Raw genomic sequence first — 13610 nt, 5'->3', positions numbered from 1 at the left:
GGGTCTGTAAAGCGCCAGCCTGCGCCGCCGCCGCCCCGTCTTTGTGAAGGGGAAGATTTCATGCGTCACACGTCATTCGGGCGGGGTCTGACCCGCCGCCAATCCCTTGCCGCCATCGGTCTGGGCAGCGCCGCGCTGGCATCGGGCATGGCCCGTGCCCAGAATGCCGCGCCGCCCGAACCCTTGTCGACCATCACCACACCGCGCCGCAGCTTTGGCCCGGATGCCGAGCCGAACGTCTATTTCTGGGACCCCGATGTCATCGCCGTCGACGATGCCTTTAACGGTCTGGCCCAGCCCAATGCCCCGATCCGGCGGTTGTGGACCGGCGCGCTGTGGGCCGAGGGGCCGGCCTGGAACAGTGTCGGGCGGTTCCTGGTCTGGTCCGACATTCCCAACAACCGGCAGATGCGCTGGCTGGAGGAGGACGGCCATGTCAGCACCTTCCGGGCGCCATCGAACAATTCCAACGGCAACAGCTTTGACCGGCAGGGCAGGCAGTTGACCTGCGAACATCTGACCCGCCGGGTCGTGCGATATGAACTTGACGGCTCGGTCACGATCCTTGCCGATCGCTATGAGGGGTTGCGCTTCAACTCTCCCAATGACGTAGTCGAACATCCAGATGGCAGCATCTGGTTCACCGATCCGCCCTATGGCGGGCAGCTGTATGAGGGCGCGCCAGATGCGGCTGGCGGGCCGTCCAATCCCGACGGGCTGATCGACAACACCCTGGGCCAGCCCCCCGAGATCGGCGCGGCCAGGCGCGAGATGGGCCATGGCATCTATCGCATTGCGGCCGATGGCAGCATCGCCCGCGTCATCGAGGAAGCCCAGGTGCAGGACCCGAACGGATTGTGCTTTTCGCCCGATGGCAGCCGGCTTTACGTTGCCAGCACCGGAAAGGGGCCGGGCGATACCGGCGAGGGTGGCAAGGGCGAGATTCTGACCTTTGACATTGCCGCCGACGGCGCCGCGTCGAATGGCGCGGTCTTTTCGGATTGCATGGTCGACGGGGTGAAATGCGGGCCTGATGGCCTGCGCTGCGACGTCTATGGCAATCTTTGGGCCTCCAGTAATGCGGGTCGGGCCGTGGGCTATAGCGGCGTCACCTGCTGGTCGCCGCAAGGCGCGCTGCTGGGTCGCATCCGCTTGCCCGAGGTCTGCGGCAATATCTGTTTCGGTGGACCAAAGCGGAACGTGCTGTTCATGGCCGCCAGCCAGTCGCTCTATGCCTTGCCGACCGCCACGCAGGGGGCCGGACCGTCCTGACGACCTGCCCAGCCACTTGCGGCGGTCAGGATGGTATACCATAATTGCGCCGACCAGCGGCAAGAGGAGGCTTTGATGGCGCAACTGGACCTGCCGGCGGATGGCGTTTTCGTGGGGCGTATCTGGCGGCCCGGCATCGGGCCATCGCTTGTCGTTCTGCGCGATGGCGCTGTGGTTGACGTGACCTCGTCACAGGTGCCGACGATGCGCGATCTGCTGGAACTGGACGATCCGGCGGACTGGCTGGCGACAGCGCCCGGTGAAACCGTGTGCGCGCTGGCCGATCTGGAACATCCATCCGACGACCCGGACGCGCTGCGCCTTCTGTCGCCGGCCGATTTGCAGGCGATCAAGGCCAGCGGCGTGACCTTTGCCGAATCCATGGTCGAACGGGTGATCGAGGAACAGGCGGCCGGCAATCCTGACCTGGCCGCCGAGATTCGCGCCCGGATCGGTGCCCGCGTGGGTGACAACCTGAAGGGTATCATCCCCGGTTCCGACCGCGCGGCCGAGGTCAAGCAGGCGCTACAATCCGAAGGGCTGTGGTCGCAGTATCTGGAGGTCGGCATCGGCCCGGATGCCGAGGTGTTCACGAAATGTCAGCCCATGGCCTCGGTCGGATGGGGCGCGCGGGTGGGGCTTCACCCGATCAGCCGCTGGAACAACCCGGAACCCGAAATCGTGCTGGCCGTGGACAGCAAGGGACGGATCAAGGGCGCGACCCTGGGCAATGACGTGAACCTGCGCGATGTCGAGGGGCGATCCGCGCTGCTGCTGGGCAAGGCCAAGGACAATAATGCCAGCGCCGCCATCGGCCCGTTCATCCGGCTGTTCGATGGCAGCTATTCGCTGGACGATATGCGCCGGGCCGAACTGACGCTGCGGGTCGAGGGTGCGGATGGCTTCGTGCTGGACGGCCGGTCCTCGATGTCGCGGATCAGCCGCGATCCGGCCGATCTGGTCCGTCAGACCCTTGGCCGGCATCACCAATATCCCGACGGGATGATGCTGTATCTGGGCACGCTGTTCGCCCCCACACAGGATCGCGACGCGCCGGGGCAGGGCTTTACCCACCATCCCGGCGATCTGGTCAGCATCGCCGAGCCGATGCTGGGCGCGCTGGTCAATCGGGTGGCGCTGTCGACCGAATGCCCGGAATGGCAGTTCGGCGCGGGTGCGCTGATGCGCAATCTCGCCGGGCGCGGATTGCTTGCCACGGATTGATCTTCCGGCCGGATCACGGTTAATGTATACACTGTTGACCGCCATCGGGGCGGCCCCGGAGGTGTATCGTGAAGATCCTGATCATTGGCGCGGCCGGCATGGTAGGTCGCAAGCTGGCCCTGCATCTGCTTGCTACCGGCAGGCTGGGCGATCAGGCCGTCACCGAGATCACGGCATTTGACGTTGTGCCCGCCGATCTGACCGCCGGCAAGGACGGTCCTGCACTGACCATCCGGGCCGGCGATGTTTCCGACGATTCCACCGTGCGGGGGCTGATCGCCGCCCGGCCCGACGTGATCTTTCACCTCGCCGCCATCGTCTCGGGCGAGGCCGAGGCCGATTTCGACAAGGGCTACCGCATCAATCTGGACGGCACGCGGCACCTGTTCGAGGCGATCCGGGCGCAGGCCGACTATCGCCCCCGCGTGGTCTATACCTCGTCCATCGCGGTCTTTGGCACGCCCTTCGAGGAACCGATCACCGACACATTCATCACCGCGCCGCTGACCAGCTATGGCACGCAGAAGATGATCGGGGAACTGCTGCTGAACGACTATTCCCGGCGCGGTATCTTCGACGGGATCGGCATCCGCCTGCCGACGATCGTTGTCCGTCCGGGCAAGCCCAACAAGGCGGCCTCGGGGTTCTTCTCGGGCATCATCCGCGAGCCGCTGGCGGGGGTCGAGGCCGTGCTGCCCGTTGATGACGATGTGCGCCACTGGGTCGCCAGCCCGGCGGCGGCACTTGGTTATCTGCTGCATGCGGCCACGATGGACCTTGCGGCGGTCGGGCCGCGTCGCTGCATGACCATGCCGGGCCTGTCGGTGACGGTGGCCCAGATGCTTGCCGCGCTGGCCGATGTCGCCGGCCCGGAAACCGCCGCGCTGGTCCGCCGCCAGCCCGATCCGACCATCCGCGCCATCGTGGCCGGCTGGCCGCGCGATTTCGACCCCGGTCGGGCGCTGGAACTGGGTTTCACCTCTGACGCCAGTTTCCATGAGATCATCCGCGCCCATATCCGCGATACCGGCCATGAGCAGCAAGCCTAAGGTCGCCCCCTTCGTCCGGCCAGCCCGCCCGCGCCCCAGCCTGGCGGGCATCGCCGGTTTGCCCGCGCGCGACCGCGCCTATCACGATCTTCGCTATCGCATCCTGACCGGCCGTCTGGCGCCCGGCACCACCCTGCTGGAAACCGAACTGGCGGCGCTGTTGTCGCTGTCGCGAACCCCCGTGCGCGAGGCCACGATCCGCCTTGCCGAAGAGGGGCTCATCGACATCCGCCCGCGCCATGGCGTTACCGTCCGCAGCCTGACGCTGAACGATGTGCGCGACATTCTTGACGTCCTGTCCGCGCTGGAAATTCGCGCGGTCGAACTGGTGGCAAAGCGGGGTCTCGGCCCCGAGGAACATGGCCGCCTGTTGCATATGCTTGACCGGATGGAGCGTCTGACCGAGGCTGGCGATATTGCCCAATGGTCTGATATGGATGATGATTTCCATTCCGCCGTTGCCGGCATGTGCGGCAATGGCCGGCTGCTGAGCGCGCTGGATGAATATTGGGGCCAGCAATACCGCCCGCGCACGATGATCGTGCCGCTGCGACCCAAGCCCACCCTGTCGAATATCGAACATCGCGGCATCGTCGAGGCGCTCGCGGCTGGCGACCCCGAGGCCGCCCGGCTGGCCCAGCAGCGGCATCGCGCCCGCGCCGACCAGCAGCAGCTGGACCTGCTGCGCGACCGGCTGGCCGACGGCGCCGAGGGCGCATAGCCAGGCGCCGCTTGCGGCACCGTGACCCCGCCGCAAGGCGACCTGCTGGATCATCGTCTACCAGAACTGGACCCCCACGCCTGAGCGGGCCGGATCTTCCGTCCTAAAATGGTCAGGTCTGCGCGTTCCCGGCTTCCGGCCCCTGCGCATCGGCCAGGACCGCGTGTCCGGCATGCCACCGCCACCGCCGGCCTAGCCCAAACGCCGGATCTGCTGCTGGTCAATGGCACGGTCCTCACGCTGGACGGACAAAGCTCGGTTGCGCAGGCTGTGGCGATCTCGGCCTGGCGGATCGCCGCGATCGGATCGGATGACGAAATCCGGTTTCTGGCTGCGGCGGGCGATATCGAAACCATCGACCTTCAGGGCCGCACGGTGATTCCGGGCCTGATTTATTCGCATATGCACGCCATCCGCGCCGCGCTGTCCTTCTCGACCGAGGTGAACTGGATCGGATCGCCCTCGATCCCCGAGGCGCGGAAGCTGATCAGCGATACGGCCCAACATGCCGCCCCCGACAATCCGGTCTATGTCCAGCTGTTCTATGAACGCGCTCTGCTGACGCCCAAGGGGATGGAGGCGTTGGGCATCGGCTCGGATGCCGATCTGCCGGGCGGTGGCACGCTGGAACTTGACGCCGCTGGCCAACAGACTGGCTGGGTGATCGGCGGCATGGTGCCGCTGTTCGCCAGGCTGCCCGCGCCGGCCGCCGATGAGCAGGTCGAGGGCACAAGACGCTTTTTCAGCGAGTTGAACCGCCTTGGCGTTACCGGTGTCGGCGATCCGGGCGGCTTTGGCATGACGCCCGAGAAATACACTGCGCTTTTCAGGCTGTGGCAGGACGGCGAGCTGACGATGCGCGTGGCCTATTCCGTCATGGCACAGCAGCAAGGCACCGAGTTTGCCGATTACTAGGCTTTTACCGCGATGAAGCCGGCGCAATTCGGCGACGACCTGCTGCATATGAACGGCATTGGCGAACGTGTGACCTTTGCCATGGATAACAATGATGACCCCAGTGATGCCGACAAGCAGGGCCTGTTCGAGGTCTATCAATGGGCCGCGCAGAACCGCCAGACGGTGACGCATCATTGTCACAACGACGCCTCGGTGCATCATCTGCTGGACGTGTTCGCGCGGGTGAATGCCCAGCAGCCGATTGCGGATCTGCGCTGGACGATTGCCCATCTGAACGATGCATCCGATGAAACGCTGCGCCGGATGAAAGACCTGGGCGTTGGCTGGACGATGCAGGGCGAGACCTATTTCAAGCCCGAATATGGCGGCGACAACCCGGAACGGAACCCGTCGATCGTGACGGCCATCGACATGGATCTGCGCATCAGCGCGGGAACCGATGCGCACCGGGTCGCCACCTGTAATCCCTTCGTGACGCTGCAAGGGATGCTGGACGGCAAGACCGTGGCCGGCAATCCGACGCGGGATGCCGCGCAGCTGCCTGACCGCGAACAGGCGCTGCGCCTTTACACGGTCGAGGGGGCCTGGGTCGCCCATGACGACGATGTGCGCGGCACGCTGGAGGTGGGGAAACTGGCCGATCTTGCGGTTCTGTCCGCCGATTACATGACGGTCCCTGCCGAGCAGATCTCGGGCATCGAATCGGTGCTGAGGATGGTTGGCGGCAAGATCGTTTAAGCGGCTGATCTCTATTCCGCCCCGTAACCGACCGAAATGATGGTTCCGGCCCGCTGCCGATTGCATCGGCGGCGGGTTGGGTTAGACAGGCGGCATGACCGATTATGATGCCCTTGCCGCCCGTATCCGCGCCCTGACCGAAGGCGAGACCGACGAGGTCGCGCTGATGGCAACATTGGCCTGCGAGATTCACCAGTCGGACGACCGTTTCGACTGGACCGGCTTTTACCGCGTAGTCGGGCCGGAACTGCTGAAGATCGGTCCTTATCAGGGTGGCCATGGCTGCCTTGTGATCCCGTTTTCGCGCGGAGTCTGCGGCGCTGCGGCGCGCATGGGCGAGGTGCAGCTTGTCCCCGATGTCGACGCATTTCCCGGTCATATCGCCTGCGCAAGCTCGACCCGTTCCGAAATCGTGCTGCCGGTCTGGGGAAAGGGCCGCCGGCTGATCGGCGTGCTGGACATCGACAGCGATCTGCCCGACGCTTTCACCGGCGAGGACGCGGCGCGGCTGGGGGCGATTCTGGATGACACATTCGGCGGGCAATAGATTCTCGGGCAGTTGCCTGTGCGGGCAGGTCCGGTTTCACGGCAGCTGGGGCGACGATCCGCTGCGGGCCTGTCATTGCGGCCAGTGCCGGCGCTGGTCCGGGCATGTCTGGGCGGCGGCATTGCCCAGCGACCTGACCATTCAGGGCGAGGTGACCTGGTTTCAGTCATCCGCGCGGGCCGAGCGCGGTTTCTGCGGCACATGCGGCTCGTCACTGTTCTGGCGCAATCTCGGGTCGGACAAGATCGACGTCGCGGCGGGTTGCGTCGATGCGCCGACGGGGCTGCAACTGGCCGGGCATATCTGGGTCGAGGACAAGGGTGACTATTACCAGATCGAGGATGGCTTGCCGCAAGAGGGTCAGGAATGATCCGTGGTTCCTGCCTGTGCGGCGGCGTCTGCTTTTCGGGCGATGCCGAAAGCCCGCGCGTCACCATCTGCCATTGCAGCCGCTGCCGCAAATGGACCGGCCATGTCGTCGCGGCCTTCCACATGGGCAGCCCGCAGATCAATGGCGAGGTGACCTGGTTTCAATCCTCGGAAACCGGCGAGCGCGGCTTTTGCCCAACCTGCGGCGCCTCGCTGTTCTGGCGCCAGATCGGGGGCGCGGATGGCGGGGTCGCGGTCTCGGCCGGGGCGGTGGACAGCCCGACGGGACTGCAACTGGCCGGGCATATCTGGGTCGAGGACAAAGGCGATTACTATGACATTGCCGATGATCTGCCCCGGATTACCGGGCCGGTGCGCTGGTTCCGGTCGTCGGACCGGGCCGAGCGCGGGTTCTGCCCTGCCTGTGGATCGTCGCTGTTCTGGCGGCTCGACGGGCGCGAGGCCATTTCGGTTTCGGCGGGGGCGGTGACCAATCCGACCGGGCTGCGCCTGGGGGAACATATCTGGACCGATGACAAGGGCGATTACTATGACATCGCCGATGGACTGCCCCAGACCGCGATGGAATAGGCTGCATTGACCGCTTGACGTTTCGGTGGCCGCATTGGATGCAGCGGGCAGGCGCGGATGGTGATCCGCAATTCAGGGGCGACGAAGATGATCTGGGACACCATCGCCAATATCCCGTTGGCGCAATTGCTGGCCTTTGTCGCCGGCGGGCTGGTTCTGAACTTTGCCCCCGGTCAGGACGTGTTCTTCGCCAGCGCCTGCGGCATCCAGAACGGACCGCGCGCCGGGGCACTGGCGGGGTTTGGCGTGGGGCTGGGGGTGCTGTTTCACCTGACGCTGGCGACTGTGGGCCTGGGCGCCGTGGTCGCCGCCCATCCCGAGGCGCTGCTGGCAATCAAATATGCCGGTGCCGCCTATCTGCTGTGGCTGGCTTGGAAAAGCTGGACTGCCGGGCCGGTCGATCCGTCCGCGCAGGCCGCGCGCAGGCCGTGGAATATCATCCGGCGCGGCGCGCTGTCGAATATCCTGAACCCCAAGCCGGTCTTGTTCCTGTTGGCCTTCCTGCCGCAATTCACCAACCCGGCCTATGGTCCGATCTGGCAGCAGATCCTGGGGCTGGGCCTGATCTTCGCCTTTACCGGCACGCTGGTCACGATGGGCTACGGCATTGTCGGGGGTCTGGCCGGTCAAGTGCTGGGCAAGCGCCTTGGTGTCGTGAACAAGATCGCCGCCGTCATGTTCGCCGCGCTGGCCGTGCGGCTGGTCGTGAAGTGAGCTTTACCTACGCCCCGCCGCCCGGTGTTCCCGATGTGATCCATGCCGATCACGAGATTCTGGTGGTGAACAAGCCCGCTGGCCTTTTGTCGGTGCCGGGGCGGGGCGAGGACAAGGCCGATTGCGCCATCGAACGCCTGCGCGGTGCATTTCCGACGATCCTGCTGGTGCATCGGCTGGATCAGGACACATCCGGGGTGATGATCTTTGGCCTGACCCCCCACGCGCAGCGCCACCTGTCCAAGCAATTCGAGGATCGGCGCACGAAAAAGGCCTATCTGGCCCGCGTGACCGGGCGGCTGGAACCCAAGACCGGCACCGTCGATCTGCCGCTGATCGTCGATTGGCCCAACCGCCCGCGCCAGAAGGTCGACCATGCCGAGGGCAAGCCCGCCCAGACCGATTGGCGCGTCCTGCGTGCGGGCGATGACGAAAGCCGGGTGCGGCTGTTCCCGCTGACCGGGCGCAGCCATCAGTTGCGCGTGCATATGGCGGAAACCGGGCACGCGATCCTGGGTGATCCGCTGTATGCGACAGGCGCGGCGGCGGATTTTCCGCGCCTGATGCTGCATGCCGAAAGCCTGCGGATCAAGCACCCCGAAAGCGGGGTGCAGATGACCTTTACCGCGCCGGTGCCGTTCTAGACGGGCCGGATGGGGCGCAAAACGCGGCGCTTGCCCGGTTCACGCGCCGCCGCCGGGATACCAATCCGCGATGATCACCTGGCTGCCAGAGGTTCCGCCCTCGACCAGCGCCCTGAACGCCTCAAGATCGCTGCCCCGGTGGTGATAGGGATAGACGAAGGCCGGCTTGAAGCCCTCGACGCCGGCCGCCGCCTGTTCCACGGTCATCGTATAGGGCAGGTTCATTGGCAGAAAGGCGATCTCGATGCCGGTGAGGGCCTTCATCTGGGGCGTATCTTCGGTATCGCCGGCGATATAGACGCGCTTGCCGCCAATGGTCAGGACATAGCCGTTGTCGCGCCCCTCGGGGTGATATTGCAGCCGGTCCTCGGTCACGTTGTAGGCGGGGACGGCCTCGATCCCGATATCGCCCTGCATCGCCTGGCCGCCGTTTTCCATCGCCGTGGCGCGGGCCTTCAGCGCCTCGGGCAGCATGGCGTGGACGGCGGGATTGGTGATGATCGGGGCCTCGGTCCCGATGGCTTCCAGCGTCGGGGCGTCGTAATGGTCGCCATGTTCATGCGTGATCAGGATCAGGCCAGGGCGCGGCAGGGCGGCGTATTTCTCGGCCCCACCGACGGGATCGACCCAGATCACCTGTGACGGTGTCTGGATCACCATCGAGGCGTGATCGACCGGATGGATCACCAGATTGCCGCCCTCGACGGCAAAGCTGTTTGCGTCCTGCGCGGCGGCAAGGCGCGGAATCGCGGCCATGCCAAGCGCGGCGGCGCCAAGTTTCAGGCTGGAGCGGCGGTTGAACTGCATCTGCGGATCTCCTGTCATCGGTCAATCTGGGCTGCGACAGGTCAACGCGGCGGCCCATGGCGGGTTCCGGGGCGCTTGTGGTGGGCTGTCTGCTGGCCTAGATACGGCGGGAACAAGCAAGGGGCGTGATGGCATGGTGCATCTGTGGGTCCGGGCGGAAAGCCGCCCCAATGAAGACCGGGTGGGCATCACCCCCGAAGGCGTCGCCGCGCTGATCGCGGGCGGCATGCAGGTCACCGTCGAGGACAGCCCCAACCGCATCATCCCCACCGGCCATTACAGCAAGACCGGGGCCGAGATCACGCCCTTTGGCGCATGGGTAGACGCACCCGATGACGCCATCATCTTCGGGCTGAAGGAACTGCCCGAGGATGGCACCCCGCTGCGCCATCGTCACATCATGTTCGGCCATGCCTTCAAGGGGCAACCCGCCGGGCAGATCCTGCTGCGCCGATTCAAGGCCGGCGGCGGGGCGCTGTATGATCTGGAATATCTGCTTGACGAAAACGGCCGGCGGCTGGCCGCATTCGGCTATTGGGCGGGCTATGCCGGGGCGGCGGTGTCGCTCAGGGCCTGGGCGGCGCAGCGGCAGGGCAGGATCTGCCCGCCGGTCCATGCCTGGCCTGACAAGGCCGCGATGACCAACGATCTGCGCGCCGTGCTGGACGGCACCGGCCATCCGCGCCCCACGGCCATCGTCATCGGCGCGGGCGGGCGCGTGGGCACGGGCGCCAGCGACCTGCTGACCCAGATGGGCTGCACCGTCACCCGTTGGGACATGGCCGAGACAGCACATGGCGGGCCTTTCCCCGAAATCCTGACGCATGACCTGTTCATCAACGCCATTCTGGCCAGCCCCGGTTGCCCGGTCTTTGTGCCGGCCGAGGCCACCCGTCCCGGTCGCGCGCTGACAGTGATCGGCGATGTGGCCTGCGACCCGACCAGCGAATTTTCCCCGATCAAGGTCTATGACCGCACAACCAGCTGGGACCAGCCGGTGCTGCGCGTGGCCGACCAGCCGGTGCTGGATGTGATGGCCATCGACAACCTGCCCTCGATGCTGCCGCGCGAAAGCAGCGCAGATTATGCCGGCCAGCTGTTGCCGGTTCTGCAACAGCTTGACCGGATCGAGGCCGGGCCATGGGGCCGCGCGCGGGCCCTGTTCAACCAGCATCAAAGCGAGGTCTGACATGACAATCCACTGGATCGGCACCGGACTGTCCGCCATTCCGGGCCTGCGCCGCCTGATCCGCGAGGGGCGCCCCGTCGTGGTCTGGAACCGCACCGAGGCCAAGGCGCGCGAGGCCGTGGGCGACCTGACCGACGACATCCGCGCCTATTCGCCCGAGGCGCTGGCCGGCGCGCTGTCGCGCGGCGATATCATCGTCTCGATGCTGCCTGCCGACCAGCATGTGCCGCTGGCGCAACTGGCCATCGACAAGGGCGCGCATTTCGTCAGCTCCAGCTATATCTCGCCGGAAATGGCGGCGCTGGATGGCGCAGCGCGGGCGGCCGGCGTGGCGCTGGTGAACGAGGTCGGGCTGGATCCCGGCATTGATCACCTGATGGCGCATGAGCTGGTGGCGGATTATCGGCAAATGGCCAAGCCCGGCGATGTGATCAGCTTCACCTCGTATTGCGGCGGCGTGCCGAAACATATCAACACCTTCCGCTACAAGTTCAGCTGGTCGCCGCTTGGCGTGCTGCGGGCGCTGCGCTCGCCGTCCAAGTCGATCCGCGACGGGCAGATCCGCGACGTGGCCCGCCCCTGGCACGCGATCGAGACCTATGACGCGCCCCTGCCCACGCCCGAGCGGTTCGAGGTTTATCCCAACCGCGATTCCCTGCCTTTCGTGGCGCAATACGGCTTTGACCCCGACTGGCAGATCGAGGAATTCGTGCGCGGCACCATCCGGCTGAAGGGCTGGCAAGAGGCCTGGACCCCGGTTTTCACCGAGATCGAGACCCTGCAAGGCGCGGCGGGCGAGGCGCGGCTGCGCGAGATGGCCGAGGATTTCTGGCGCCGCAACGCCTATGCCCCCGGCGAGGCCGACCGCGTGGTGCTGTTCGTCGCCTTGCGGGCAGAACGCGGCGGCAAGACCGTCTGGCACAAGGAATGGGTGCTGGATGCGCATGGCAACACGGCGGGGTCCGCGATGGCCAAGCTGGTTTCCGTCCCGGTCGCCATGGCCGTCGATGCGGTCCGCGAAGGCCGGATACCCGCTGGCGTCCATGCCGCGCCGGATGATCCCGAACTGGTCGCGGGCTGGCTGGTCGAGGTGGGCCAGATCGCGCAGCATATGGCCAAGGTCAACCACCTCAGATCAGACGAGGCCTGACCGGGACAGCGGGCTGCGCCTGTGGTCCGGCCCGCACCGCTTGGACGTGGCGCCGGGCCGTGGCATAAGACTGCCATCAGCAAAGGACAGCCCATGCATCACGCCGTTGCCGTCGCCCTGTTCCCCATTCTTCTGGCCGGCCCGGTCCTGGCGCAGGATTTCAACGCCGCCGCGCCCAATGCGCCAGGCCAGCAGCCGGCCTTTCCGGGGCAGACCCGCGCGCCGGTTCTGGCGGATGCCGTGCCGCTGGCGCGCAGCGTCATGGCCGAGGGGCTGGAACATCCCTGGGGCATGGCGGAACTGCCCGATGGCAGCTGGCTGCTGACCGAGCGCCCTGGCCGGATGCGGCTGTTATATGTTGATGGCTATCTGTCCGACCCGATCTCGGGCCTGCCGGATCTGGACAATCGCGGGCAGGGCGGCTTGCTGGACGTGATCGTTGCCGATGACTTCGCCGAAACCCGCCGCCTGTGGTGGAGCTTTTCCGAGGCCCGCCCGATGTGGCGCAGCATCGTTCAGAACCTGCGCCGCGCCCGCGCGACCCGCACGGCCGTGGCCACCGGCATCTTGTCGGCGGATGGCACGGCGATCGAGGATGCGCAGGTGATTTTTCGTCAGGATCCGGCCTGGCACACGCTGGGGCACTACGGCTCGCGCCTGGTGCTGGACGGGCGGGGCGGGTTGTTCGTCACCACCGGCGACCGCGAAGAGGTCGAATCCGCTCAACTGGCGCAATCGGCCGATAACCAGATCGGCAAGGTGGTGCGGATTGATCTGGCGACGGGTCAGGCCGAACTTTGGTCGCTTGGCCATCGCAACCTTCAATCCGCCGCGCTTGGCCCTGACGGCGCGTTGTGGACCGTGGAACATGGCCCGCAGGGCGGGGACGAGTTGAACCGACCCGAACAGGGCAAGAATTATGGCTGGCCGGTGATCAGCTATGGCCAGAACTACAGCGGCGACCCGTTGGCCGAGGGGCTGACGGCACAGGATGGCATGGAGCAGCCGGTCTATTACTGGGATCCGGTGATCGCGCCAAGCGGGATGGATTTCTATGATGGCGCGATGTTCCCTGAATGGCAGGGTGATGCCCTGATCGGCGGGCTGGCCGGGATGGCGCTGGTGCGGCTGCGGATCGAGGATGGCCGCGTCACCGGCGAGGCGCGGCATTTTCAGGACATGGCGCGCATTCGCGATGTCGAGGTGGCCAGCGATGGTGCGATCATGCTGCTGACCGATGACCCGGAAGGGCAGATGATCCGCGTGACGCGGGGGCAATAACCCGGATCAGACGGGTTTTTGCAGATCGTCCTCGGCATCCTCGGGTGACAGGCCAAGCGCGGCCATCCCGGCTTCCAGATGATCGGCAAGCTGCGGCTCGCCCATCAGATAATCCTCGGTCGGCGTGGTCTTTTCCGCGCGGGCGGTGGCGATGGCTTCGTCCAGGTCATCGGCGTCAAAGCTGTCGCGCCCGATCCACATCAGGGCGACAAGACTGGCCTGTTCATCCTCGTTCAGGGATTCGATGAAATCGTGCAACTCGGTCCGGGTGCCGTATTGACGGCGCTGCCCGCTATCAGCCCAGGCGTTGATATTGCTGCCATATTCGCGGGCGCGGATGATGATATGGGCGATCTTGTCGGACGAGATTTGCAGCATGATATCCTCCGGGCGCTG

The 13610-nt window shown here is 66.0% G+C and carries 14 protein-coding genes and 1 pseudogene; 13 read left to right on the top strand and 2 right to left on the bottom strand.

Features of this window, described 5'->3' with window-relative positions; genetic code table 11:
• The first annotated feature begins 60 nt into the window (after window positions 1-60).
• The 10 genes and pseudogenes from FNJ84_RS02900 (at window position 61) to FNJ84_RS02855 (ending at window position 8787) form a co-directional block, all read left to right on the top strand.
• The gene (locus tag FNJ84_RS02900; RefSeq protein ID WP_143791397.1) at window positions 61-1272 is read left to right on the top strand and encodes an SMP-30/gluconolactonase/LRE family protein; all 1212 of its coding nucleotides are present in this window, start codon (window positions 61-63) and stop codon (window positions 1270-1272) included.
• A gap of 75 nt (window positions 1273-1347) precedes the next feature.
• Entirely contained in the window at window positions 1348-2496 is a 1149-nt protein-coding gene (locus tag FNJ84_RS02895) for a fumarylacetoacetate hydrolase family protein (protein WP_143791396.1), read from the top strand.
• Window positions 2497-2564: 68 nt separating this feature from the next.
• Window positions 2565-3545 (top strand): D-erythronate dehydrogenase, encoded by a 981-nt coding sequence (denD, locus tag FNJ84_RS02890; protein ID WP_143791395.1) that lies wholly within the window; start codon window positions 2565-2567, stop codon window positions 3543-3545.
• Window positions 3529-4266, top strand: coding sequence for a GntR family transcriptional regulator (locus FNJ84_RS02885; RefSeq protein WP_221931917.1), 738 nt, complete (start codon window positions 3529-3531; stop codon window positions 4264-4266). The genes denD and FNJ84_RS02885 overlap by 17 nt, the downstream gene beginning before the upstream one ends.
• A 108-nt stretch (window positions 4267-4374) precedes the next feature.
• Window positions 4375-5922 (top strand): annotated as a pseudogene (locus FNJ84_RS22300) (amidohydrolase).
• Between the two features lie 94 nt (window positions 5923-6016).
• Window positions 6017-6469 carry a GAF domain-containing protein gene (locus FNJ84_RS02875; protein ID WP_143791394.1) on the top strand — a complete coding sequence of 151 codons (453 nt, stop codon included), beginning with the start codon at window positions 6017-6019 and terminating at the stop codon, window positions 6467-6469.
• Window positions 6447-6839 (top strand): GFA family protein, encoded by a 393-nt coding sequence (locus tag FNJ84_RS02870; protein WP_143791393.1) that lies wholly within the window; start codon window positions 6447-6449, stop codon window positions 6837-6839. Before FNJ84_RS02875 ends, FNJ84_RS02870 begins: the two co-directional genes overlap by 23 nt.
• Entirely contained in the window at window positions 6836-7429 is a 594-nt protein-coding gene (locus tag FNJ84_RS02865; protein WP_143791392.1) for a GFA family protein, read from the top strand. Before FNJ84_RS02870 ends, FNJ84_RS02865 begins: the two co-directional genes overlap by 4 nt.
• 87 nt (window positions 7430-7516) lie before the next feature.
• Window positions 7517-8143 (top strand): LysE family translocator, encoded by a 627-nt coding sequence (locus FNJ84_RS02860; protein ID WP_143791391.1) that lies wholly within the window; start codon window positions 7517-7519, stop codon window positions 8141-8143.
• On the top strand, window positions 8140-8787 hold the full coding sequence (locus tag FNJ84_RS02855) for an RluA family pseudouridine synthase (RefSeq protein ID WP_143791390.1): 648 nt from the start codon (window positions 8140-8142) through the stop codon (window positions 8785-8787). Before FNJ84_RS02860 ends, FNJ84_RS02855 begins: the two co-directional genes overlap by 4 nt.
• 39 nt (window positions 8788-8826) lie before the next feature.
• Here the strand turns inward: FNJ84_RS02855 and FNJ84_RS02850 are convergent, their stop codons facing one another.
• A complete protein-coding gene (locus FNJ84_RS02850) occupies window positions 8827-9594 on the bottom strand; it encodes an MBL fold metallo-hydrolase (protein WP_143791389.1) in 768 nt (255 codons plus the stop codon).
• A 133-nt stretch (window positions 9595-9727) separates the two neighbouring features.
• Between FNJ84_RS02850 and FNJ84_RS02845 the strand changes: the two genes are divergently transcribed.
• The 3 genes from FNJ84_RS02845 to FNJ84_RS02835 all read left to right on the top strand — a co-directional run bounded on the left by FNJ84_RS02845 (window position 9728) and on the right by FNJ84_RS02835 (window position 13214).
• Window positions 9728-10783, top strand: a complete 1056-nt coding sequence (locus tag FNJ84_RS02845; protein ID WP_143791388.1) for a saccharopine dehydrogenase — start codon at window positions 9728-9730, stop codon at window positions 10781-10783.
• A gap of 1 nt (window position 10784) precedes the next feature.
• Window positions 10785-11933, top strand: coding sequence for a saccharopine dehydrogenase C-terminal domain-containing protein (locus FNJ84_RS02840; RefSeq protein ID WP_143791387.1), 1149 nt, complete (start codon window positions 10785-10787; stop codon window positions 11931-11933).
• A gap of 93 nt (window positions 11934-12026) precedes the next feature.
• Window positions 12027-13214, top strand: coding sequence for a PQQ-dependent sugar dehydrogenase (locus tag FNJ84_RS02835; RefSeq protein WP_143791386.1), 1188 nt, complete (start codon window positions 12027-12029; stop codon window positions 13212-13214).
• A gap of 6 nt (window positions 13215-13220) precedes the next feature.
• Here FNJ84_RS02835 and FNJ84_RS02830 read toward each other — a convergent pair whose 3' ends face one another.
• Window positions 13221-13592 (bottom strand): DUF3775 domain-containing protein, encoded by a 372-nt coding sequence (locus tag FNJ84_RS02830; RefSeq protein WP_143791385.1) that lies wholly within the window; start codon window positions 13590-13592, stop codon window positions 13221-13223.
• Between the last annotated feature and the right edge of the window lie 18 nt (window positions 13593-13610).

The sequence above is a fragment of the Paracoccus sp. M683 genome (assembly GCF_007096355.1).
Lineage (GTDB): Bacteria > Pseudomonadota > Alphaproteobacteria > Rhodobacterales > Rhodobacteraceae > Paracoccus.
The sequence above is the reverse complement of the archived record's forward strand: the minus strand, read 5'-3'. Positions and strand labels throughout refer to the sequence as shown.

Excerpts from the sequence above, each read along its gene's own strand:
- FNJ84_RS02900 (WP_143791397.1), top strand. The coding sequence starts at position 61 with ATGCGTCACACGTCATTCGGGCGGGGTCTGACCCGCCGCCAATCCCTT.
- FNJ84_RS02895 (WP_143791396.1), top strand. The coding sequence starts at position 1,348 with ATGGCGCAACTGGACCTGCCGGCGGATGGCGTTTTCGTGGGGCGTATC.
- FNJ84_RS02885 (WP_221931917.1), top strand. The coding sequence starts at position 3,529 with ATGAGCAGCAAGCCTAAGGTCGCCCCCTTCGTCCGGCCAGCCCGCCCG.
- FNJ84_RS02875 (WP_143791394.1), top strand. The coding sequence starts at position 6,017 with ATGACCGATTATGATGCCCTTGCCGCCCGTATCCGCGCCCTGACCGAA.
- FNJ84_RS02870 (WP_143791393.1), top strand. The coding sequence starts at position 6,447 with ATGACACATTCGGCGGGCAATAGATTCTCGGGCAGTTGCCTGTGCGGG.
- FNJ84_RS02865 (WP_143791392.1), top strand. The coding sequence starts at position 6,836 with ATGATCCGTGGTTCCTGCCTGTGCGGCGGCGTCTGCTTTTCGGGCGAT.
- FNJ84_RS02860 (WP_143791391.1), top strand. The coding sequence starts at position 7,517 with ATGATCTGGGACACCATCGCCAATATCCCGTTGGCGCAATTGCTGGCC.
- FNJ84_RS02850 (WP_143791389.1), bottom strand. The coding sequence starts at position 9,594 with ATGCAGTTCAACCGCCGCTCCAGCCTGAAACTTGGCGCCGCCGCGCTT.
- FNJ84_RS02845 (WP_143791388.1), top strand. The coding sequence starts at position 9,728 with ATGGTGCATCTGTGGGTCCGGGCGGAAAGCCGCCCCAATGAAGACCGG.
- FNJ84_RS02840 (WP_143791387.1), top strand. The coding sequence starts at position 10,785 with ATGACAATCCACTGGATCGGCACCGGACTGTCCGCCATTCCGGGCCTG.
- FNJ84_RS02835 (WP_143791386.1), top strand. The coding sequence starts at position 12,027 with ATGCATCACGCCGTTGCCGTCGCCCTGTTCCCCATTCTTCTGGCCGGC.
- FNJ84_RS02830 (WP_143791385.1), bottom strand. The coding sequence starts at position 13,592 with ATGCTGCAAATCTCGTCCGACAAGATCGCCCATATCATCATCCGCGCC.